The 23889-nt window shown below is 45.7% G+C and carries 16 protein-coding genes and 2 pseudogenes; 7 read left to right on the top strand and 11 right to left on the bottom strand.

Annotated elements, in window-relative coordinates:
* Positions 1-130: 130 nt before the first annotated feature.
* Complete coding sequence (locus MJB10_RS26300; protein WP_314800173.1) at positions 131-1597, top strand: methyl-accepting chemotaxis protein; 1467 nt, start codon at positions 131-133, stop codon at positions 1595-1597.
* Between the two features lie 44 nt (positions 1598-1641).
* Here MJB10_RS26300 and MJB10_RS26305 read toward each other — a convergent pair whose 3' ends face one another.
* From MJB10_RS26305 to MJB10_RS26325, 5 genes are all read right to left on the bottom strand, one after another.
* The gene (locus MJB10_RS26305; RefSeq protein ID WP_314800174.1) at positions 1642-1818 is read right to left on the bottom strand and encodes a DUF2524 domain-containing protein; all 177 of its coding nucleotides are present in this window, start codon (positions 1816-1818) and stop codon (positions 1642-1644) included.
* A gap of 218 nt (positions 1819-2036) precedes the next feature.
* Complete coding sequence (locus MJB10_RS26310) at positions 2037-3080, bottom strand: hypothetical protein (RefSeq protein WP_314800175.1); 1044 nt, start codon at positions 3078-3080, stop codon at positions 2037-2039.
* Positions 3081-3111: 31 nt separating this feature from the next.
* Positions 3112-4014, bottom strand: coding sequence for a carbohydrate ABC transporter permease (locus MJB10_RS26315; protein WP_314800177.1), 903 nt, complete (start codon positions 4012-4014; stop codon positions 3112-3114).
* A gap of 34 nt (positions 4015-4048) precedes the next feature.
* Positions 4049-5011: an ABC transporter permease subunit gene (locus MJB10_RS26320; RefSeq protein WP_314800178.1), complete on the bottom strand. Its 963-nt coding sequence runs from the start codon at positions 5009-5011 to the stop codon at positions 4049-4051.
* A 181-nt stretch (positions 5012-5192) separates the two neighbouring features.
* Positions 5193-6734, bottom strand: a complete 1542-nt coding sequence (locus tag MJB10_RS26325) for an ABC transporter substrate-binding protein (protein WP_314800180.1) — start codon at positions 6732-6734, stop codon at positions 5193-5195.
* A gap of 295 nt (positions 6735-7029) precedes the next feature.
* Between MJB10_RS26325 and MJB10_RS26330 the strand changes: the two genes are divergently transcribed.
* Positions 7030-9300: an AraC family transcriptional regulator gene (locus MJB10_RS26330; protein WP_314800182.1), complete on the top strand. Its 2271-nt coding sequence runs from the start codon at positions 7030-7032 to the stop codon at positions 9298-9300.
* A 60-nt stretch (positions 9301-9360) separates the two neighbouring features.
* Here the strand turns inward: MJB10_RS26330 and MJB10_RS26335 are convergent, their stop codons facing one another.
* The 5 genes from MJB10_RS26335 to MJB10_RS26355 form a co-directional block, all read right to left on the bottom strand.
* Positions 9361-11253, bottom strand: coding sequence for a sensor domain-containing diguanylate cyclase (locus tag MJB10_RS26335; protein ID WP_314800184.1), 1893 nt, complete (start codon positions 11251-11253; stop codon positions 9361-9363).
* A 140-nt stretch (positions 11254-11393) separates the two neighbouring features.
* Complete coding sequence (locus tag MJB10_RS26340; protein WP_314800185.1) at positions 11394-13328, bottom strand: EAL domain-containing protein; 1935 nt, start codon at positions 13326-13328, stop codon at positions 11394-11396.
* Between the two features lie 78 nt (positions 13329-13406).
* On the bottom strand, positions 13407-14579 hold the full coding sequence (locus MJB10_RS26345; protein WP_314800186.1) for a beta-ketoacyl synthase N-terminal-like domain-containing protein: 1173 nt from the start codon (positions 14577-14579) through the stop codon (positions 13407-13409).
* Positions 14580-14897: 318 nt separating this feature from the next.
* Positions 14898-15362 carry a phage tail protein gene (locus tag MJB10_RS26350; RefSeq protein WP_314800188.1) on the bottom strand — a complete coding sequence of 155 codons (465 nt, stop codon included), beginning with the start codon at positions 15360-15362 and terminating at the stop codon, positions 14898-14900.
* Between the two features lie 132 nt (positions 15363-15494).
* Positions 15495-16787: a glycosyltransferase gene (locus MJB10_RS26355; RefSeq protein ID WP_314805869.1), complete on the bottom strand. Its 1293-nt coding sequence runs from the start codon at positions 16785-16787 to the stop codon at positions 15495-15497.
* A 166-nt stretch (positions 16788-16953) separates the two neighbouring features.
* Between MJB10_RS26355 and MJB10_RS26360 the strand changes: the two genes are divergently transcribed.
* On the top strand, positions 16954-18990 hold the full coding sequence (locus MJB10_RS26360) for a hypothetical protein (protein WP_314800190.1): 2037 nt from the start codon (positions 16954-16956) through the stop codon (positions 18988-18990).
* Positions 18991-19215: 225 nt separating this feature from the next.
* On the opposite strand, the gene MJB10_RS26365 is transcribed toward MJB10_RS26360, so the two are convergent.
* Positions 19216-20100 carry a MerR family transcriptional regulator gene (locus tag MJB10_RS26365; RefSeq protein ID WP_314800192.1) on the bottom strand — a complete coding sequence of 295 codons (885 nt, stop codon included), beginning with the start codon at positions 20098-20100 and terminating at the stop codon, positions 19216-19218.
* Positions 20101-20353: 253 nt separating this feature from the next.
* Here MJB10_RS26365 and MJB10_RS26780 point away from each other — a divergent pair.
* The 4 genes and pseudogenes from MJB10_RS26780 to MJB10_RS26380 form a co-directional block, all read left to right on the top strand.
* Positions 20354-20698: pseudogene (locus MJB10_RS26780) on the top strand (PAS domain-containing protein); the annotation flags it as partial.
* A gap of 189 nt (positions 20699-20887) precedes the next feature.
* Positions 20888-21223, top strand: a pseudogene (locus MJB10_RS26785) (methyl-accepting chemotaxis protein); the annotation flags it as partial.
* A gap of 14 nt (positions 21224-21237) precedes the next feature.
* The gene (locus tag MJB10_RS26375) at positions 21238-23049 is read left to right on the top strand and encodes a DegV family protein (protein WP_314800195.1); all 1812 of its coding nucleotides are present in this window, start codon (positions 21238-21240) and stop codon (positions 23047-23049) included.
* Positions 23050-23829 (top strand): DUF1295 domain-containing protein, encoded by a 780-nt coding sequence (locus MJB10_RS26380; protein WP_314800198.1) that lies wholly within the window; start codon positions 23050-23052, stop codon positions 23827-23829. It abuts the gene before it with no gap.
* The last annotated feature ends 60 nt before the right edge of the window (positions 23830-23889 follow it).

Genomic DNA, 23889 nt, shown 5'->3' on the forward strand with positions numbered 1-23889 from the left:
ATCAGTTGGGCAAAGCGGCTTATTTCGCATGCGCTTATAGTCCTATGAAATTGATGAAATAGATGTCAAAATATGTCGGGTTGTGGTATCATTTTTTATATACATTTTTATGGGAAAAGGTGGACAGATCATGAGTTATATGGAAACTTTGCACCGCCGCAACAAATTGCTTGTCAATATTATTTGGGGGATGTTGCTGCTCGGCATCGGCGTTGATTTCTTAACCGGCGCAGGTATGGACTCCATCCAGGTACTCCTCATCGTCGGCACCTTAACTTGTGGGGTTGCAACAGTTCTCACGTATAAAAGATGGCTTTCAACCTATGTCATGTACGTCATTTCCGCCATTGTAACCTTACTTACGTTATTGCTTATGCAAACTGGGCCGATCATCACCACGTATATCCTCGTCTATGTGAACCTCGCCATCATGACTTTATACGGCAGCTCTCGCGCCATCGCTTTTTCCAGTCTCATGGGTGTTCTTCTGACCGCTTACTTCTTCTCGAGTCCCTTAAAAACCGACATATTCGGCGATAATGACATCATCACAATCTTTATGTATCTCGCTCTCGTTGCCGTGCCTTTGTTCATTTCCACGAAGTTCAGTGAACGATTACAGAAAGACAGCAACGACCAACGCGAACAAGCCATTCTGGAGAAAAATAAATCCATGGAGCTGATCAATCAAGTCTCCTCATCGCTCGTTCTGCTGAATGAATTCAGCTCGAACTTGAAGCAGAACGCCACCTCGACAGGTGCCATTTCGAAGGAAGTGACGCAAGCCTTCGGCGAGATTACGGCAAGCACCGAGACACAAACGATGAGCATTACCGACATCTCGGAATCCATTCGCCGTATCGAGCAATCTGTTACCTCGTTAGCGAACCGCTCAACAGAAATGAGAGACCTGTCTGTCAGCTCCGCACAGCTTACGAAGGTCGGTAGTGAAGAAGCCGCGTCTTTGGAGACGGAAATGAATCATGTTCACGAATCGATCGATACGTCCGTGCAATTGATGAATGAGCTCGATAGTCAGAACTCGCGCATCAGTGACATCGTCGCATCGATCAAGCATATTTCGACGCAGACCAACCTGCTGGCGCTGAATGCTGCCATCGAGGCAGCGCGCGCAGGCGAGCATGGACGCGGCTTCGCCGTCGTCTCGCTGGAAATCCGGAAGTTGGCGGAGTCGTCCCAACAGTCCACCGAGCAGATTGAACGGATTCTCGAAGATATCCGTTCCAAGACGACCTTAGCCGCGGCGCAGGTTCTGCAAGGGCAGCAATCCGTGGCCAGCTCCAGCGTTGCCGCGCAGAAGGTTGCGCACGTCATGCGCTCGCTGGCGGATGACGCGAGCCATCTCGAGAGCCAATCGGCGCAAGTCGATAGCTCGGCGGAAGACCTGCACCACCAATACACGCGGATCACCGAGCAGATCGTGACGATCGCGGGGATTACGCAAGAGAACATGGCGTCCATTCAGGAAATGTCCGCTAGTATGATTACGCAGGATAGCCGTATTCGCGACATCTTGGAGAGCTTCCTGCAATTGGACAAGTTGACGTCGGATTTGAATCAGATGACGAAACGATAAATGAAGAAAGGCTGACACCAGTTGTAACTGGCGTCAGCCTTTCTTCATGTAGGCGTATGTTCGTGCGTGATCGAGCAGGTGTTGCGGATGAATCGAATCTGGTTTTCCAGTCGATTCTTGTCCTCTTCGGAGCCCTGGCATTGCTCCAGTTCCTGCAGCAGCTCGTGCAAATCAGAGCCTGCATTCGCGCAATCGTAATTGCTATCTAGATTGTTCAGCATGCTCAATCGCCTCCTCAGGTATTCGCGTTATTCCCCTTGCTATTGCTGCTCTGATCCGTTGTTCGCGTCGTTGTGTTTTTACGGGATTGCCCTTGCTGCTTGTGGCTGCTGGATGACATGATGTTCACTCCTTGAAGTAGTTTGGGATAGTGCCCGATTATTATAAACAGTTGACCGAATTTGATACGGATCCTTAGTAAGCAATTCGCATTCACTTGTCATTTGAAATCATGCTCAGGTAAACCGGTTTGATCGTAATAGGTTTTAAACAACAATTTGTGGGGCATAGGTACCATGCCTTTTTCAACTGTCACACCCGATTCTATGCATCTATATTTGTCGAAAGGAATGTTCCGTAAGCCATTCTCATCCAAAAGGCCGTCCCAACTCTTCGTCTTGTTCGACCATAGACCTTCGCCGTAAAGCGTTACTCCCCCTGCATAATCGGTCATAACCGCACCGTATTCTTGAAGAGCTTTCGCGATAATCTTCTCTTCTTGGGACAAGCCAAAAGCGTCCAAGTCTACTTCAGGATCCAGTTGAATCAATGTACCTTCTGGAATTCCATTCGGATAAGCGCCGTCTGTCCAAATTGCAGGTGGAAACACATGCTCTAGCAGCCCTACACATGCACATGCACATGCCAGCTTATGTTCAATTTTACCTGAAGTAAGCTCATCATGCATAATCAGCCCTGCAATAATGGGAACGCCAGAGGCACGGGAAGGTCCGTACAGGTGAATGCTTTCCCCGTTATGAATAGGAAAATCCGCCGGATTGAATACCCCGCTGCCATATAAATCATAGGTCATTCCGGTGCATGACCACCACGAACCGTCTGATTTCCGCTCAGCCGCCCACATGTCCCATGCAATACCCTGCTCATAATCGACCAGCGCCATATGTGAATCGGACTCCTTATCTGGCACCGCATCCTCAGGTATCGGTACGTCAATTCCGAACCCAGGCCCATGGCCGCGTGGATGATCGTTATGCTGATCAATAAATGCTTTCGAGTTTTTGTAAAACGCGCTGCCCTCGCCTGTGTGATCCTTCATTCTCTTGGCTACAGTAACTTTTGGCGTGTCTTTCGTAACCTCATACACAGGAATCGTCCATGCGTGCAAATTAATATGAAATCCGCCTTCTGCATCAGCTTCTTTCATCAGCTTAATATAATGGTCTGAACGCGATAAGATTTTAGGGTTTTGTTCAATTTTCGTGTTCCAAAAGCTATCATTTGAGAAAAATCGTTTTGCCATATGAATCTCTCCATTCTTCTTTTTTAAAATTTTAACCTTTTACCGCACCCAAGGTAAGACCTTTGACAAAGTATTTCTGTACAAAAGGGTATGCAAGAATGATCGGACCGGTTGCCAGGACAGCCATGGCCATCCGTGCACTTTCAGCAGGCATGTCTGCCACGGAAGCACTTGCATCCGAAGAAACAAGGCCTGAAGTAAGAAATACCATGTTGTTTTGAATTCGATATAACAGGAATTGGAGGTTCACTAAGGATTGCTTTTCAATAAACATCATAGGAAGCCACCAATCGTTCCAGAAGCTTAGTGCTAGAAACAAACCTACTGTGGCAAAGGCGGGAAGTGAAATTCTAGTCACAATGGAGAAGAAGATCCGAAATTCTCCCGCTCCGTCCAGCTTGGCTGATTCGATAATAGAATCAGGAACACCGCTCTGAAAAAAAGCTTTCATAATGATCACATAGAACGCACTGATCAAATACGGGATAATTAAGGCATAGAAGGTATCATTTAAATGAAGGAGCTTGGTACATACCAGATACCATGGAACAAGTCCTCCGTTGAAGAGCATGGTTATCGCTGCATAGCCTGTAAAGAAACGTCCGTACTTAAAATCCTTTCTGGAAATTGCATACGCGTAGAGAGAAGTGACCAACAATCCAAGAATCGTACCCAATACCGTTGTCAAAATTGTAATGCCATAGGCCTGAATCACCATATTACTTCCAGTTAAAATATATCGATACGCATCGATGGACAGCTTAGTTGGCAGGAAGGAATAGCCCATCTGGCCTAGTGTCTTCTCATCTGTAACCGAAATCGCAACGACGAGAATGAATGGTATCACACAGAGAACCGCATAGGCAGATATAATTGCGTGGATCATCATTTTCCCTGCAGGTTTTAATTCGTTGACATTGTAACTTGTACTCACGATAATCGCTCTCCCTTATCAACATTCCCGTTTTTTAAAAAATGGCCTTATCCGAATCGAATTTTTTTATCAACATGTTGACGGTCATAATACATACAAAGCCCATGACGGATTGATATAATCCTGCGGCTGCAGACATCCCGATATCTCCAGTCCCCCGCAACGCTCTAAATACATACGTGTCAATCACATTGGTCACATTGAATAAGGAACCGCTCTCCATTGGCGTTAGGAAGAACAGACCGAAATCAGAGTTGAAGATTCTCCCTACCCCTAGCAAGATCATCACAATAACAATGCCCGAAAGCATTGGAACCGTAATTTTACTGATTTGCTGCATCTTACTTGCCCCATCCATGGCCGCTGCTTCATAGTAGCTCTCATCAATCGCTGCAATTGCCGCAAGATAAATAATCGTGTTATAGCCTGTGTATTTCAACGTGTTTAATAGGAACAAGATGAATGGCCAATATTTCGTTTCTGAGTACCACATGACGGAGGGAAGGCCCATCGGTTCCAAAATACTTCGATTAACGAAACCTAGATCTGGACTCAAAAAAGCATATAAAATATAGCTCAAAATAATCCAAGAAAGAATATAAGGCAACAAGAATGCACTTTGATATGTTTTAACAAAATATTTACTTTTGATTTCATCCAGCATTATAGCAAATACCACTGCAAAGACATTCCCGAGTACAATAAATGAAATGTTGTATAAAATGGTATTTCTCGTAATAATATAGGCATCTGGTGAGCTTATAAAAAACTTGAAATTGTCGAAAAACACCCACTTGCTTTGGAAGAAGTTGGTAAACAGGTTGCTTGAAAAAAACTTCATATCTTTAAAAGCAATCAACACGCCCGGCATGGGCAAATAGCTCAATAACAAGAATAGAAATGCCCCTGGCAACACCATAAGAAATAAGGCTTTATTTCTATTAAGCTCCCGGAAAAAAGACGGACTTGATTTGGTTCGGTTAACTATTTTACTCATTGTTGGCCTCCTATATTTGTGGTTGATATGAGAATAATAAAGGAGAATGAACGAGAAAAATATTACACATTGTTCATTTTGGTTGCATTTTCGTACCCCTGTGAAGTTTGAAATCTGTATTTTGGTTCAAAAATGCAAAATAACTGCCGAGTGATCTCGACAGTTATCTTCGCAAAGCCTACTATTTCTTTTTGGCCTTAAAAGCCTCATATTGTTTGTTCATTTCATCAATGACCTTCAGCAACCCTGCATCCTTCGCTTTGTTCTCATATGTAGGAAGATACTTATCAAGATCAATGGCACCTGCAAACATAGGCTCCTTAAATTCGGTATCCACATTTTTGAGTGCCGCCACTTCTCTTTTCACCGGTTCCGAATCGAAGGTAAAGCCGAAATCCGGACCTCTTGTCGCTGACTTGTTGAACTCCTCAAAATTTTTCCACTTGTTTGGATCCTCACCCTTAAAGATGTAGGAAAGCAGTTGGTTTCCAAAGAGCCAGTTGGTGCCATGGTTCCAGCCCGAGTCCTTCCCGCCGTTCGTGGCCGGTGCGAAGTCAATGATCTGCTTCTCCTTGTCTAACCATACCCAATGAGTTCCTTCTATGCCATAATCCATCAGATTGATCAGATACGGATCCGTATACATCAAGTTATAGAACATCAGGGCACGGGCAGGATCCTTCGATGTTGTAGGTATAGCCATCATCGAGTTCGTAAGATCGCCTTGCGTAGATACCACTTTGGATAATGGCACTTGGACCAGATTAACTCCATACGATTTGGATGCTTCTTTGTCGTTGCCAGGCTTTAATTGGCTAGGATAACTAAAGGCTTTACCTGATTTCATCAAAGGAACTACATCCTTCAAGGTCGCAGCATCTTTATTAATGTACCCTTCGGTATAATAATTTCTGGTTTGAGTTAAATAATCTTTATAAATGGGATTCGAAAAAATCGGAGCCCATTTATCCGTTGAGGGATCTAAATAGATTCCAGTGCTAATGGAATAAGGAATAGTCAAATCCCACCCCAATCCGGCATGAATTACATCTAACCCGTTAGTCATAGCGAATGGTGTAATCGAAGGATCCTTCTCCTTCACAACCTTAAACACTTGCTCAAGATCTTTATAGGTCTTGATTTTCGTTACATCAATACCAAACTTGTCCGCAAGATCCTTGTTGAACATAATGCCAGCTTGGGAGGCCATTTCTTTAATCGTAGGAAGATTGTAAACCTTTCCATTAATGGCTTGAGGCTCGAGCCAATTGCGCTCACTCAGAAGCTTTTTGGTTTCAGGCGCATACTTATCAAGTAACGGTGTTAAATCAGTCAGCTGTCCCTTCGCTACCGCATTGGGGTATTGAAATGCCCAGCTATTGCTTACGACTAAATCAATACTCTCGCCTGAGGCAAGGAGCGTGGATATTTTTTGGTCGTAGCTACCCCAATCCAGTGCATGCAGCTTCACCGTCGCATTGATTTTATCCTTCAGATAAGCGTTCATCTTCTCTTCAATAAGTGCAACATCTTTCTGAGGACCAGGACCTGTGTAGTACCAATTCAATTCCCTGGGTGCAAGCTGTGATTGTGCTGTGCTTCCTGGTGCAGCACTGGACTTTACAGCTGTTCCATCACCCTCTTTACTGCAGCCGACGATTGCCACCGAGCTAATGAGCATCCATGGCAAAACTGATTTTACTATACCCGCTTTAACCTTCATCCTAACTACCTCCATTATGTTAAATATGACCCCTTGGGTTGGCGCTAAGGCCGTGGCACCATGTCATTATCGTAAGACTTCCTTGCGAGAAAGTATATTTCACAAACTAACCTTGGGTTGCATTTTCGTGCTCCTGCATGGTTTGAAATGTATATCAACCTTTGATTTTTAAACTTCAATTGGAGTTATCTTGTCAAACATGAAGGTTGACTATATACTAACTTCTACATAAGATAAACCCTGCTAAAGGGTATATCCTATTCTCTTTAAAAACGCTTACACAGGGGGATTGCCAGTGTTCTCAGTTCTTACCCGCAAAGGGCTTAAGAAAAAAAAACTGTACTATAAGATTCTTGGCTATGTCACCCTGATAGTGTGTGTTACGATTATGATTGTTTCTGCGCTTCAATATTATAACGCAAGGGATAACTCGATTAGACAAATTAACGATTATAGTACGGAGAGCTTGCAACAAATTAGTTATAGCGCTCAGCTACTAACAGATACAGCCCGAGATTTACTTTCCCAACTTTTTTTAGATGCCGATGTTTCTTCTTTACTTAATAATAACAACCCAGATGAGAAGGAAATTGTCACAGGCATTAAAAAGTTAGATACATTTAAGAACAGTTTGGATTTTATACAATCCATTTATGTGTTTAATCGTAATAATAACATGTTCTACTCTACGCTTTCTTCTCAATCTCTCCAACCAGAGAAGGATTTTTTCGATACCGAACTCGTTTCAATGCTCAAAAATCCCGATAAAATAAATAAATCAATACCCATTTCGAGGAAAATATTACTGCCTAACGTCCCCCAAGATGAGCGAAACTATATAGACATTTTTACTTTTATTTATATGGATAAGGGAGCGACCGGCGAGGTCGACAACGCCATTATTATCAATATATCGGAACGATGGCTTCGAGGGGTCATTCAAGTTATAAACTCCAAAAAACTCGGGGATATTGTGATTGTTAATCACGCTGGTCACGTCATAAGCAGTGACTTAACGTATAGCCAAGTGAAGGATATAGAGCGCAGCGCTGGCCTCCAGCAGATCATGCAATCAGACAAAGGCTCAGGGGATTTAACTGCAATGATTAGTGGAAGTAAATCTCTGATCAACTACGTTTCTTTGAATCATGTTCAGTGGAAATTCATTCGAATTACCAAATATCAAGAGTTTAGTAAACAGTTCACTCAACCACTGGTAAAGACCGTTGTCTTCTCCTTAGTCATCATGCTTTCAGGCGTAGTATTGTCTCTGTTTCTTGGGAGGATGGTCTATAAACCAGTTGATTCCGTTCTTGTCGATCTGGAAAACCAACTTTTTCAGAGCAAAGGGGATCGTCATGAGCTTAAGAATACGCTTCTTAGTAAACTGTTACTTAGTGAGGAACTCCTTGAGAATAAACTCGAATCCCAGTTACAAAAGTTCGGTATTCCCTTTTCCATTGAGACGGAGGTTGTATTAGTCCTATTTAAAATCGATCATTTCCAGGAGTTTTGCAATACATATACCTCAGGAGACCGCAAGCTGATGAAATATGCGATGTTAAATATCGCGTCCGAAATCATGGGAAGCTTATATCCTAACGAGCCTGTGGATCTGGATCACAATCAACTCGCACTTATCCTTTTTGTAGATAACGACACAGAAACCCTTTCTACTGCAGCATTTAAATCCGTTATTATAAACATACAGGAGTCGGTAGCGAACTATTTGAATCTCACATTAACAACCGTGATAAGTCATTCAGGTAGTTTATTTTTTGAAGCCAATAAATTATACCAGCAAGCCATGGAACGATCCTTCTATCGATTTGATTCCAAGGAAAAAACAATCATTTTTTGTGATGAAATGGAAATTAAATCTACCCATGACTACCTGTTTCCTGTAGAATCCTGCAAAATCATGGTGGACAATTTAATGTTAGGGCGATATGAGGACTCGGAAAAGATATTTAAAGAAATTATCGAGTCAACAAGGGGATATTCCTTAACTACGATTCAGACCGTCTTGTCCAAGCTCATTATCCATATTAGTGATGCCGTCGAACAAATCAATAAAAACGCGGGCATTTCCTTATCCGTGCATCTCAATTCATTTATTACTCACGTTACTACGGCTGAAACCATTTCTGATGTGTATACGGAATACGAGCTTCTATTAGAAAAAATACAGACGTTATCGCTCGATAAAAAATTAGGAAAACATGAAGAGCTGATGACCACCGTGAACCTACTAATCCAAAAAGACTTTACCGATGTTAACCTCTGCTTGGGAAGTATCGCTGAAACATTGGGCATGTCTTCACTGTATCTCGGAAGAATTTTTAAAAAACACACGTCCAAATCAGTGTCGGACTGCATTAATGAAGTGAGACTCCAACACGCCATGAACCTATTAAAGGATACCACTCTGCCCATCTCTAAAATTGTTGCTGCATCAGGATTTGCCAATGACAAGTATTTCTTTACTATTTTTAAAAAGTTAAATGGCATTACCCCGAATGAATACCGTTCACATGCGAGAAAACTACGGGATGATATGGTGTAAGTTAAGACAACAAAAGCCGCTTTCCTCAAAAGGGAGAGCGGCTTTCCTGACCCAAATTCCTTAGTGAGCCTCTTCGGTTGGCAGCCCACTAGCCACACAATAACCGTTCCTGCCTTGTCTTTTCACCTTATACAACGCCTCATCCGCAGCTTCGATTAACGACCCTGCAGAGCATACTTCCGGCTTAACAGCTGTATACGTAGTGACACCACAACTAATCGTAACGAACGGCGCTGTCACGGATGCCGCGTGCACAATTTGCAGCTCGTAAGTCCGACGAACTAACGTTGCCGCTAGGCGAGCAGCGGCCGCCGCATCGATCGGTGCAATCACAGCGAATTCCTCACCGCCATATCTCGCAGCAAACCCGCTCCATTCCTTGGCTTCCGATTGCAGCAGTAGGGCAACTTCCCTTAAACAGGCATCGCCTTGCAAATGGCCATACCGATCATTGTACGATTTAAAATTGTCAATATCGATCAACAGCAGGGATAATACCCCTTTGTTGTTCCTACTATCCGTCAGCATCGTCTGCAGCATTTGGTCGAAATAGCCACGGTTGGCAATCCCCGTTAGACCATCCAGCGATGATTGGATCCGCAATAGCTCATTGATCTCCACCAATTTATTCGTCCGCTCTTGCACCTTACGCTCAAGTGAATTGTTGAGCCCACGCAGCTCGTGCGCCATCTCCTCACTATGCGTGAATGCCTTGGAAAATTTACTCGCCAGGATGAATGATTGCGCAACCACGAAAGCAAACAGACCCAAGGTCACATAATTGCCTGTCTGCACGATGCCGCGATAGTACAAAATATCGTTGATGATGCTCACAATGAGGATCGTTCCGCCTGTCACAGAGATTTTCGCTCCTTCCCTTCTGTGGATCATCGCCATCAGGAAGACGATAAAGCCGTAAGTGACAAAGCCAATAATCATGAATTGAAAGTAAATCAGCAGCGATGTGAACACCAAAGGGCTCATACACGCAATAATCGTACTATAAAGGAGACAAACGGCCGTAATAAACCTGCAAATGTTGCGCGACATCTCTTGGGGATAGATCGCTTTTAGGAATTGTGCGAAAGATAATACACCGACGGTCAAGCACAAGAATTCAATCTTTTTTAGCGCCACTGCCCAGTCCAGCCATGGGAGCAGCTTGTAAATAAAGACTTCTCCTATAAGTAAGCTTCGTAAAGCAATAACGAAGCAATACATGCCGAAGAAAAGCGCCTCTTTCTCCTTCGTCCTCATCACGTAAAGCCCTAAGTGATAAACCGCCATGATGATCAGCGCACCCGATAAAAAAAGTTCAAACGCTAACCGCTTTTGTTGATCGCCGATGATGCTATTCGCGTCACCAAGCATCACGCTTCTCGTGATGCCGCCGCGTGGATGGATACCGTTCGAAACTTGCATGACAATGTCAATCGAGGTGTCTGTCGATTCAAAAGTGATTAGCCGTTGTTCAATGTGCACACCCGTTAATTCGGGTGACTCACTGACCTTGCCATTCTGAAGCAGCAACTTCCCGTCTACCCAGAGCGAATACGCCGATGAAATTGCTGGAATATCGATAGCCCACACCTTATTAGGCGCTGCGTGATGGACATGAAGGACATACGTGCCATAACCGGCTGGATTAGGCTTGCCGCTTGGCAGCTGGTATTGACTCCAGGCCTTAGGGACCGCCACATAGTCATCTGGCTTAACAATATCAACCTCACCCGGACTAATTAAGCGCTTCCAGTAAAATCCCCACTCGCCATCCAACGCGATGACTTGCTCTGGACCTACATGTTCCATATTCAGCGTTCCTTGGACTGCTTTGGGATGTTGAAGTGCCTCACCGCTCGGCACTGCGTTGCAAGCCACAGAGGTAAGTAGCATCGCAATAACAAGAACCCAGTAATAAGGCTTCGCTTGCCGTCTACATCTCATAGATGTCATCTTCATAACCTCATCAAATCTGTCATGACGTACATATCGTTATTATTCGACATTAACAGGCAATCATCCTCCATTTAAAGCAATAAAAGCCCCCGACTGGAGGCTTTGCATCTGCTACTCTTTAATTGAAGATAGCGATTTTACAGGGTAACCATTCTCTCTCGATGCCTCTTCACGACATCCCAGGCCGCAAGCGGACGGCTTAAATAGTAGCCCTGAACGGCGTTGCACTTATACTGCTCTAGCAATGTCAATTGCTCTTGCGTTTCGACACCTTCTGCGATGACCTTTAATTTCAAAATGCGAGCCATCGCGATAATCGCCTGTACAATGGCGGCATCATCTTCCGAGTTGGTGATATCATTGATGAAAGAGCGATCAATCTTAAGGGTATCAATCGGCAGCTGCTTGAGATAAGCAAGCGAGGAGTAGCCTGTCCCGAAATCATCGATGGAAATGCCGACACCTAGCTTCTTCAGGGCAATTAACCGCTGTATACAGAGCTCAATGTTGTTCATGGCGCTGCTCTCGGTAATTTCGATCTCTAAATACTGCGGATCAAGTCCCGTTTCCATCAGCACCTGCTCAACCATTTCGATAAAGTTTTCCTGCCTTAACTGCAACATCGATAAATTAACCGCGACTGACATTTCGAGCTTCTCATCGACCTGCCATGCTTTACATTGCGCGCAAGCTGTGGACAGCACCCATTTGCCAATCGGAATAATGAGACCTGTTTCTTCCGCCAAAGGAATGAATTCGGATGGTGGCACGAAGCCTAAAGCAGGATGCTGCCAGCGAATCAATGCCTCTGTTCCCGTAATTCGACCTGTGAGCACATCCACCTTCGGTTGATACTGCAGCACAAATTGCTCGTTCTCCAACGCTTTGCGCAGCGCATTCTCCATATTGAGCTTCTGGCGGATCTCCACTTCCATCGTTTCGTCAAAAAATTGATACGTGTTTTTCCCTTTTTCTTTGGCGCGATACATGGCGGTGTCGGCATTTTTGATTAAAATGTCGGGGTCCGGACCCGAGTTCGGATACAAGGAAATACCAATGCTCGGCGTGATATAGAGTTGATAGTCTTGCAGCGTGAACGGCTTGTTAAAAATAGTAAACAAATCTTGCAGCGCCATCTCGATTTCCTCATGCGAGAGATCTGGCAATAAAATCGTAAATTCATCGCCTCCTTGGCGAGAAGCCGTAGCTTGTTTATTGAGATTGCCTTTGATTCTTTGAGCAACATGCTGTAGCAACATATCGCCAACGTTATGTCCCAGCGTGTCATTGATTAATTTGAAACGGTCCAAATCCATGTACAGAACGGCAACATTTGTTCCATTCCGCTTTGCATCTTCGAGTGCGTCGACCAGCTTGCTTTTGAATAATCGCTGATTCGGCAAGCCCGTTAAGGCATCATGATAGGCCATATATTTTACAATTTTCGTATGCATGCGTGTAAAAGCAGTGAACGTCATTAACGCAAAGATCAGACCCGCAAAGGCACTGGGGAATAATCGGCTGCTCTGAAACAAATTCATCGTGCCAATGATATATCCGACGGCGATCGATACGCTAAAAACGAGCAGAAAATTCCGCTTGTTGGGATCTGTAATTTTAAGACTAATCGTGTAAGTAATCACCAAACTAATAAAAGAGAGCATGATATTACTATAAAAAATCCAATTCCACGGTCCACTCTCCGGAAACAGGAAGGGGGGGTATGAGCCGATTTGGACCAGGTATAGCGAAGCAATCCCCTGCTTTGTCCAGCCCACGAAGTAGACGATCAATCCCCATGAGAACACAAGGCATACCGCCACCTTATTCAACAACAATCGCAGCCAACGAGGCTTCAAGTGTTCCTCGACTTCATCCGCCATACTAAATGCAATATAGTACAATGCAGGCGTCACCATGATAGGACCAAATCGAAACAACCGGAATAACGCATCAATCGTAGTCGTAGACAAATACTGCTCCGCATACAAGAAGGACGTATCCAACTCCCAGATCGAAGCTAAAAATAAAAACAGAAAGATCGCTCTCGCAATCTTCGTTTTCTCAAACATGAATAAGATGATTAAGCCGACGAATAGCGGCATTAATGAAATAATAAACAGCAATAGTAGAAAAATATCAATCACCTCTTAGCTGGTCTTCGTGATGAATAGACAGGTGTTGTTGCCGCCATAACCATGCGTTGTAACAGCTATGCTGTTAATCTTCTTGTACTGCGTTTCCATTACGATTAACAGATCCTCAAAGCCATCACCATTCGTTTTAATCGTTGGGGGTATAAAGCCGTATTCAATGCTGAGCAGGGAAGATATAACCTGAATGACGCCCATCGATCCGAGCGTGTGCCCCGTCATCCCTTTAATGGAGGTAATGGGCACGGATGAGCCAAATAACGTTTTATGCACGATGGAGTCGACCTCGTCATTCACCTTCAAGCCGAGTGCTTGGCTGTTCACATAGGTTGGCGTATGGTCGCCAACTGCCGTGCTGAGCGCTTGCAGCATATTTTGTCCCGTCTCATCGCTTGCCAAAATAGATGTGCCATCATTCGCAGAAGCGACGCCCTTAATGACACCAAATAGCTTGGCTCCCCGCTGTCTAGCCGACTTTTCCCGTTCCAGTATCAGAACGCCAGCCCCTTCTGCCATGACAAAACCTTGATGCCCTTTCGAGAATGGCACGCCCGTTTGATGGATGTCCACATCCGTCGTAATGCCTTGCATTTTCAAAAATCCCATGAGACTCCATTCGGTAACCGCCGCATCAGAACCACCAACCACACACACATCCGCTGTCCCGCTATCCAATAGCATCTTGCCCATCATGATCGCATCAGAGCTCGAAGTACAACCCGTTGTAAGGGTATAAACTTGTCCTACGATTTCCAAATGATGCGCCACCGCTGACGATAAACTATGCGCGTTTGCCAATGCTATGCTATGGATAGGAAATTTCTCATAGACCGTATTCTTATGCACCGCAATGTCGGAAATGCCCCCTGCCGAAGTTCCTAATATAACCGCAATCCGAAGGGAACCTCTGTCCTCAAATGCAGCCATCTCCATCGCTTCATCCGCCGCTGCCATCGCCAAACGAGAGACGCGGGGATACCGCTTCAAATTTTTGCCGCGGAGCATTTTAAATTCGTGGTCGATGACACCGCAAACAACGTCCCGGCCTTTCAGTCGATCTTTTACGACACGATGGGTACAAATGCCGTGCTCTAGCACCGTTTTAAACTGCATCTTATTATCAATATGAGGGGCCTTAATCCCATAACCGGTTATCACGACATTGTCCATTATTTGCTCCTACTAGAAATATGTAAATGATTTTAAAAAATAGTTTTCTTAGTTAAAATAAATTCGATTTCTTTCTCCAAAATCCTACTACTCCTATTAAAATAAAGTAGATATTGTCATTTTTGAGTCTTAAGACATCCTACTAAAGGACCATTAGATGCATAGTTTGTCATTTTTTAATAAATTTGAATATTTTTCTACCTTATTATACCCACACTTTACATATTTGTGATAGTAATCTTGACATAAAAAAGCCATAAAATAAAAAAAACCATCCTTTGCGGGATGGCTTTTCATTACGCTGTTCATATCACCCTATTATTCGTACTGCCCTTTAATTACGAAAAACGAGCCCCGAATGGTCCCAGCCAACTTAGACTTCTGTCTAGCGAACTTAAACTTCTCTTCTAACTCCTTGGGAATTTCCATCCCCTCCGAAAGTTTAAATCCAACGGCCCGCTTCTTAGCGTCATCAACCGTATACATGACATTGACAGAAAGCCCGTCCTCATAGAAGACATAGGTAAATTGAATATTTTCCACTTGAAAACGTGACGTTTCTAAAGGCTTAGCCGCGAACTCAATATTGCGTTCTTTCAAAATGAGGTTCACATAATCCAAGTTCTCCTGACTTTCGCTAGCCGGTACAACCGTAAATTCATGCTTGTATTTCGTCATGAAATAACGAGCTTCATTCGCACGTAAACCAGCAAGCGCTTCTGCAACAGGTGAAGACTCTAAACCAACTGTAGACACATTTTTAAAATCAACGACATAGGACATTCCTATTCCTCCTTGTTCGATCTCTACTCCCTACTATACCCCGTGCTTTGTGTAACAGCAAATTTGTTTTAAGACCAACCTTACCAGGCGCAAAAAAGAGAACCCATGTTGGGATCCCTTATTTTTCATCCATCAATTTTTATACACGGGAGCAGTCGGGATTTGCTTTTCAATAAAATTCAATGCCGCCGTCAGCCCTGTTTCCATCTTGATTCGCTTCGAGATTTCAGTCGCTCTCTGGCGCACATCCGGAGCTTGCAGCTTACGAATGGATTGAAGGAGCTTTTCCTTCGTTAGACTTGGAAATGGAATGTGATCCCCGATACCTAACTCGGTAACACGCTCTCCCCAGAAAGGTTGATCTGCATAAGTGGAACAGATGATTGCTGGCGTACCGCTTTCCGCGGCAGTATGCGTCGTCCCCGCTCCTCCGTGGTGTACCACTAAACTGCACTGCGGAAACAACAGTTCATGGTTCGCGGATGAAATCATACGAATGGAGTCAGGAAGCGGAACACCTCCCATTTCCATCTCCGACCAGCCAGATGCAAGGATAGCTCGGGTTTGCAGCGTATGTGAAATCTCCATCACCATCTGAATAATCTTCTGCGGCTCCAACACAGGCAAACTACCAAATCCGAAATAGATGGGAGCAGGGCCAGCATCCAGCCAATCCTTCAAATCTTCGGGTAATGCCGCCTTTTCTTGCTCCGGCACATAGCGAGCGGGGATTTTCCATTGACCCGTAACAACAACGGTATCCGCCCAGTCGCTTGGCCTTGGGACAAGCGTGGGACTGATGGCTTGCATTACAGGAACTTTTTGATGCTCCAATTTATTATAAAGTGTGCCACGTAAAGGACGGAGTCCCCCCAACCTGACTCTCCATTCATTCATATCATCACGAAGACCCTTCTCATATACACTGTTTACAAGCCGATAGGTTGCTTTATTCAGGAAACCGAAAGGCAGCTTTTTGCTTCGTGCGAGAAAATGAGGGAATGCGCTTGTTGCAGGCGAAATTGGAAAAAGATTTGCGATAATCAGCGGCTTGTTTAGCTTTTCCGACAGCATACACGCATAAAAGACCTGCAGCGGGTGGGCGATGATAATATCGCAATCCAAGCAAGCGGCCTCGGTATCTCGTTCCAATGCGAAGCGGCTCTCGTGTGTGATTTTGGCCATTTGCTTCAAAAATTGTTTGGAATCACCCGATGCCATCCATCGGCGTCCTTCCTCGGATTGGAGCACTTGCTGTGAGTTTAACCCAAGCGAAGCGTAGGGCCTCTTGTACGTTTCCCTAACATACTGTTCAAAATTTTCTGGCCCCGCCAACGTAACCACATGACCACGTTCTTCTAGTCCATACGCCAGTGCAAGGAACGGTCTAACATCTCCGAAGGTTCCCATTGTTAACAATGTCATTTTCACGAAGTAATTCCCCCACATTCATTACCGATTCTACTTCAATAATATCAATTATGTGAGCCTAAAGGGTCTCATTATCGTCTCATGTTTCAACATGCGCAGGCCCCTCGATTAAAGGAGATATCTAATGAACACCGAAATATAGGTTGGGGGAGGTCGAATCATGGAGAAACTTATCGAAAAGCTCGCCATCGAGCGCAATCGGCTGTTCGTTGGACGGAGTGCTGAGTTAGACATGATCCATCAGTGGATCGGAAGTTTGAATGCGCCTACCCAAGTTTTATTTGTATCTGGTATTGGCGGAATCGGGAAAACTTCGTTCATGATGAGAGCTCTGGACATAGCCATGCTAGCAAATGTACGCACAATGTGGATCGATGGCCGAATGTGTACGGAAACACCGACAGGCTTCATGGAAGCTTTGTTTGACCATATGAAAACTATTGAAGAGCTACCTTCTCAGCGCGAGACCTCGCTGCACAATCTCATTCATGAGATTTCCAAAGGCCGAACACTGCTTTGCATAGATAATTATGACGCCATTCTGAAAATCGATGGATGGTTGCGCGAGGTCTTTCTCCCTCGCCTGCCCTCGACAGGAGTACTCATGCTATTCGTATCTCGTCAGAACTTGTCCGAGTCCTGGCAGCATGACCTGGCCTGGCGGAACAGAGTCTCTCATATAGAGCTGCCGCCTTTAAATAGACAAGAAGTGACGCAGTACGGGTTTCGCACTGGAATTAAAAAGTCCGTAGATATCGAACGGCTGCATACCGAATCGCAGGGCTTACCGCTCGCCTTAGCGCTCACCTCCGAGAAGCTAACTCTCGTGGGTCAGGAAGCTTGGCCAATTTCTCTGCGAATATGTGCGGAGCTTTTACGCGAAGTCGTTTCGCCTGACTTACAGGAAGTGCTGGATCTGCTTTGCATTTTACCTCAAGCAACACTGAAGCAGATTCGTCGATTGGCACGTTCGCCATTAAACGCTAGTAGGCTGCTTCAATTAAGCCGCATCTCCTTCGTGCGTCCTACCGCCTATGGATTCGCCTTGCACGATGTGGCACGTCACTATCTCATGGAAGACTTCATGCGCCGTGATCTGGAACGGGTACGCAGCTTGCGCAAACATATCGTTTACGAACTCGTTCGGGAGCTCCAATCAAGCGATGATATTGAGCGGAGCAAGCATATTTCCATGCTTATCACCACTTGTCGGGACGCCTTTCAACTCGATGCTGTGGCCGTATTCGCCCATGATCCCAAGCAGATGCAGATGGAACCCTTTCATCAGCAAGACTTGCCTTATTTGAAACGAATTCTGCAAGAGCAAGCTTCTTATGCCGTATCAATCAACACGGATCTCGTCGTACTTCAAGAGTTGGCTGAGCAATTCCCCGATTGTATCCGTGTGTTTCGTTCCAAAGATGGTACTCCCTTGGCGTTTGTGGCAGGCTTCTATCTTTACGATAAAACGACCAAGTTTCACGAAAAGCACTTCCCTGAAGTGCTGGAGAAAGCTTACCCGCATGAAATCGACACGATGCGTACGCAAACGATCGAACAAGCGAATACCTTCTACCATCTACTTGCCGCCGCGTCAGAGAATGATCCCGAATACCGTTTTCAACAGCTCATCGGCATCATTTTGGCGGATTCGCTTCTCGTTCGCTCCGCAGGTGTACGTCTCGTCATGATCAATACCTATGAAGGAATTACAGCTATTCTTGTACGACTAGGGTATAAAATGAGACCTCTAGCAGGACTCCCAGACGGTCATCCGTTCCAATATGCATCCGTCCGTGAACTGGACTGGCAAACATCTGATTTCGGAGCCCAGATTCTTGAACTATTTGAATGCGAGCCAAGGGATGATAAGAAACCTTCTCCAACAAATATCTCTGATAAATCGATGATTTCAGCCCTTCCGTTAGTCAAAGACCTTAACCGGCTGACACAAACCGAGCTTGCCCATATCCTTGGGTTAACGGGTACGGATTTACAGCACGCAATTGACCAATTGCTATGGGGGGATCCTGTTTATCCGCTTGATCAACGCATGCAGCTAGTCCTGCGGCAACTGAGTGAAGCCGCTCACCTCACAGCTGAGGACGCGGCCGATCGACTGCATGTAAGCAGAGCCACCTATTTTCGAATTCGTCGAGACGCGTTGAGCGCAATGAAAGAATTGTTGTTGAGATAGAGTTGCTACCGCACTGTCTGTAACGACGAATTAAGGCCATCCTTTGCGGGATGGCCTTTGCTTTTAGAAGCTTTTGTGCATCCTTATGTGGCTTTTTACTGTACATCAGTAGACCATTGCCAGCGGATGAAGCTGAAAAACTGTTAATCGAACAACGCGACTTCCTATTGTAAAAATGTAACTCTAGCAGACTTCGACTGTATGATTCCAGTTTTAGGCTGCTTTCTATTTTAATATGAACAAACCGTTGTGCCAATCCTCCCACTCTTCGACAGATAAATAGCGTACGTTAGCTTTAACAGGACGCCATTCCGCTCTGTCGAAAGCCGCCCCCCCAAGCAGGAATTGCAATCGGGGATGATTCCTTACGGCTTCTGCAATCCACGCCATAAGCTTGTCTACATAACGACGATCCGTAACAGAAGCCGCGACGAAAGAAACGTTCTGACTTTCGATAATACCTTCCAAATCTCTTAGTGGAGTATCGGGTCCCAAATATAGGACATCGGCTCCACGTTTACGCAAGTAGAGGCTGAACAACATGAGTCCGAGATGGTGGCGTTCTCCTTCGGGGCAAAAAGCTACGACGACAGGTAGACCAGGATTTACCGGGAAGACCCGGAACAAGGCATATAATCTACGCATAATCGTTTCTGAAGCAAAATGCTCCTGGACTACGCTGATTTTGCCTGCCTCCCACTCTGCTCCGACCCGATAAAGAACAGGAACGATAATCCGTTGAAACGTCTCTTCGAAGTCGTACAATGCAAATGCCATATCTATCGTATTATCCGCTTGAGCGGCATTGAAATGGATTAAATCCATGTATAGCTTGTTGACCAAACCGTCGGTTGTCCGGCCGGTCGCAGCCTTTTCCAGCGGAGGGACAGTCTCGCTTTGCTCCAGCAGTTTCACCGCTTCGCTAATTTTTAGACCGTTCTGTTCGATTTGTTTTTTAAGGAAGCGGAGCCTGGATATATCCTCTTCGCTTAACAGGCGGTGTCCTCCGCCGCTCCGGCTTGGGGAAATGACCCTGTAACGGTTCTCCCAGGCACGGATCGTAACCACGGGGATGCCCAGTATCTCGGAAGCCTTTTTCATGCTATACATATCTTCAATTCCTCCTCTATGCAATTATACATAATCGATACAAAATTAGGAGGTTTCAGCCGAAAATTGATTCTCTTTTTATGCCATTTTTGTACCCCTTGCTGATTTTGTATAGTTATTGTATAGTTATTGTGTAGATATTGTCCAGTTAATATTAAAAAATCTATACATAATTGAGGAGCAAACTCAGATGAACAGAGGGCAAGCGATGGCTTTAGTAGAAACGCATAGCGATAAGAAACTTCTTGCATTGATGACGTCCATTGAAAACTCCCTCGCCTTGATTGAATTCGACATGGAGGGCCGCGTGCTTTATGCCAATGAAAATTTCGCTTTGTCCATGGGCTATGAGCCTTCAGAAATGCAAGGTATGCGACATCCCTCGTTCTGTACGCCCGAATTTAGAAACAGCTCTCACTACCGCCAGTTGTGGGAAGGGTTGCGGCAAGGGAAAGCGTTCCAAGACAAAATCCAAAGGGTGCGAAAAGACGGTCGTCTCGTTTGGCTTGAAGCCACTTATATGCCGATTCGGGGTGAAGATGGCGTGCTCTGTGGCGTGCTGAAGATCGCGACGAATATCGACACACGGGAACAGGCGGCTGCCCGATTGACGGGCGATCTTTTGCAGATGTCCGAGGAGTTGATGCACCGGGCGCATGAAGGCATGGCCCGCAGCAAGGAGATTGAAGAAGCAGTTGGCAACGTCGTATCAGGCTCCGAGGAGAATATGGCTGTCTTGCTTCAGTTGGAACAACAGTCCGCTTCTATTCGCGGAATCGTTCGGTCGATCAAAGATGTAGCCGAACAAACGAATCTTCTTGCCCTTAACGCAGCAATCGAAGCCGCCCACGCGAAGGAGCACGGTCGAGGTTTTGCCGTAGTTGCAAGCGAGGTGCGCAAACTGGCAGTCCAAGTCGAGCAAGCGACTAGGGAAGCAAGCAAATATGTCGAAGGCATCGAGTCCCGAGTTCGGGAAGTTGGGGAAAGCACGAAACGCTCTCGTATCTTGGCCTCCAAGAGCCAGGGACGAATTCAACAAGCCGTTGGGGAATTCCAAAACATCGGGAAAGCCGCTACTGAGCTCGATGGCAAGGCGAAGGAAATCGGATTGATTCTGAATTAACAGGAGGAAAGGACTTGCAATCTCTAAATCATCGTATGTTACACCGCATGATCCTGGCCGGAGCCAATGAAATTATCGCAAGGGAAAAAGAGTTGAACGCCATCAACGTCTTCCCTGTTCCTGACGGGGATACGGGAAGCAATCTTGCACACTTAATGCGGATGATCGTGCGAGAAACGGAATCTAGCACCGACTCTTCCGATAAGCTGGAAAGCCTGAAACGAGCTTGCTTAAGAGGCTCTCGCGGCAATTCGGGGATGATTTTCTCCCAGTTTATCCTATCCATGTGCAGTTACATGGCTAATTGTCCGGATCTAAAGATTACACAGTTCATCGAAATGTGCGAGCAATCCGCGGCTATGTCCCGGCGTTCGGTGCATGAACCGAAGGAAGGAACCGTGCTCTCGGTCATGGATGATTGGGTCAACGCCCTTAGAACAGCGTTTACTCCTTCGGAGGGGCTTGCGGACCTGTTTAACCGTTCGTACGCTGAAGCATGTATTTCGCTGGAGAATACGAAACACCAATTGGATGAGCTGCGAAAGTATAACGTCGTTGATGCGGGAGCGAGAGGTTTCGTCCATTTCTTACAAGGCTTTATCGCATCATTGGACGATACTCTCACGGTTCCCGGGGGGGTCTCCCAAAATTTAGAACCGCTCGTTTCCCCTACCGTCGCAGTAGATAGTCCTTCCCATAACCTCGCCGATTCCCTTGAGTTTCGCTATTGTACAGAATTTATGTTCGATATCAAGACTAGCATGGAAGAAGTGAAACAGTATATCTCCCCTATGGGCAACTCCATTGTAGCTGTTGGCGATGGCCATCAGGGTAAAATTCATCTGCATACCGACGTTCCCGCACGGGTCGCCGAAGTGATAGAAGATCACGGCTGGATCGTTCATCAAAAGGTCGAGGACATGAAGCGGCAGCATGATATGATTTACAACCGACAGGCGTCTATCGCCCTTGTTATTGACTCTGCCTGCGATATTCCTGAGTCATGGCTGGACGACTATCAAATTCATAGACTCCCTCTTTATCTGCAGTTAGGACGATCGACATATCTAGATAAAGTAACCCTTCAATCGGATACTTTTTACGAGAAGCTTGAGCGAATGACCGAGCAACCGTCGACGTCGCAGCCTGCTCAAGAAACGATTTCTCTGCTCTACGAGCAGCTCTTGGCTCATTATGATCATATTGTTTCCATTCATCTTTCCAAGCCGCTGAGCGGTACCTACGATGCCTGCCGACAAACTGCGGAACGCATCGATCCCGCTAGAATACACGTCGTTGACTCGCGGACGTTGTCTGGTGCTTACGGACTGGTCGTTCTTCAAGCCGCAGAGGCTGTTGCAGCAGGTAAACCGATTGAAGAGGTACTTGCCTTGCTGGCATCGTCCATACCTCGTTCAGAAATTCTAGTGAGCGTCCCTACGTTGAAGCATATGATTAGAGGCGGAAGAGTAAGCCCGCTTCAAGGTAGAATTGCGAGATGGCTTGATATGAAGCCTATTGTATCGGTCAACCAAGAAGGCCAATCGATGCTGTATGGCACAACCCTTTATCAACGATCCAGTCTTGGCAAAATGCTGAAAATGATTTCCCGCATCCACCGTCGCAATCCGATCCAGCGCTATGTGATCCTTCATGCAGGAGCTGAGGCGGACAGCGCCCATTGCGTGGAAGAAATGGTACGAATGACGGGACGAAATCCGCTGTACATTACCGGCGTAGCACCCGTCATCGGACTTCATGCGGGCAAGGGAGCGGTGAGTGTGGCCATGATGCTCAGCAGCGAAAATACGAGGAGGAATAAGTAAATGTGGGTATTGTATGGAATTAGCGGAGCCGCCGTTCTTATTTTTATGGTCTTATTATTCTTAGTGGCACAAATCAAGAGAGATAACTCGATTGTGGATATTGGATGGGGCTTAGGCTTCGTCATCATCGCTCTGACGACGTTCGGATATCAAAAAGGCTTTGACATCAGACAATTGCTTGTCACGAGCTTGGTGTGCATATGGGGAGTTCGCTTGGCCGTCTATCTGTTCATTCGTTCACTCGGCCGAGGTGAAGATTACCGCTATGCCAACTTCCGTAAGCAATGGGGGAGCCGCGCGGCGCTCATCTCCTTTTTCCGCGTATTCATGATGCAAGGATTTATCATGCTGCTGCTGGCATACCCCATCATTCGTGTTCATGCGGAGCACAGCAGCGCCCTTGATCTAACCGCTTATCTAGGTTTAATGTTATGGATCGTCGGGTTCGGGTTCCAGGTGATCGGAGATTGGCAGCTTCGACAATTCAAGAAGAAACGCCGGAATCCAGAAGAGGTGCTGACATGGGGGTTATGGCGCTATACCCGTCATCCCAATTACTTTGGCGAAGCTGTCATGTGGTGGGGAGTCGCGCTGATCGTCCTCCCTTTGCCCGGCGGTTGGGGTGCATTAATCAGCTCCCTGCTGATTAACTTCCTGCTCCTCAGAGTTTCCGGCGTGCCGTTCCTGGATCGGCGTTACGCAGATAATCCGGCGTACCAACAATATAAACGAGAAACCAATCGATTCATTCCTTGGTTTCCGCGAATTGAACGCCGATAAGTAATCATACCGTAACGGAAAAATCCCCTCTGGCCAACAATCTTTTCGTTGTTTGCCGGA

The organism is Paenibacillus sp. MBLB1832, assembly GCF_032271945.1.
Classification (GTDB): domain Bacteria; phylum Bacillota; class Bacilli; order Paenibacillales; family NBRC-103111; genus Paenibacillus_E; species Paenibacillus_E roseopurpureus.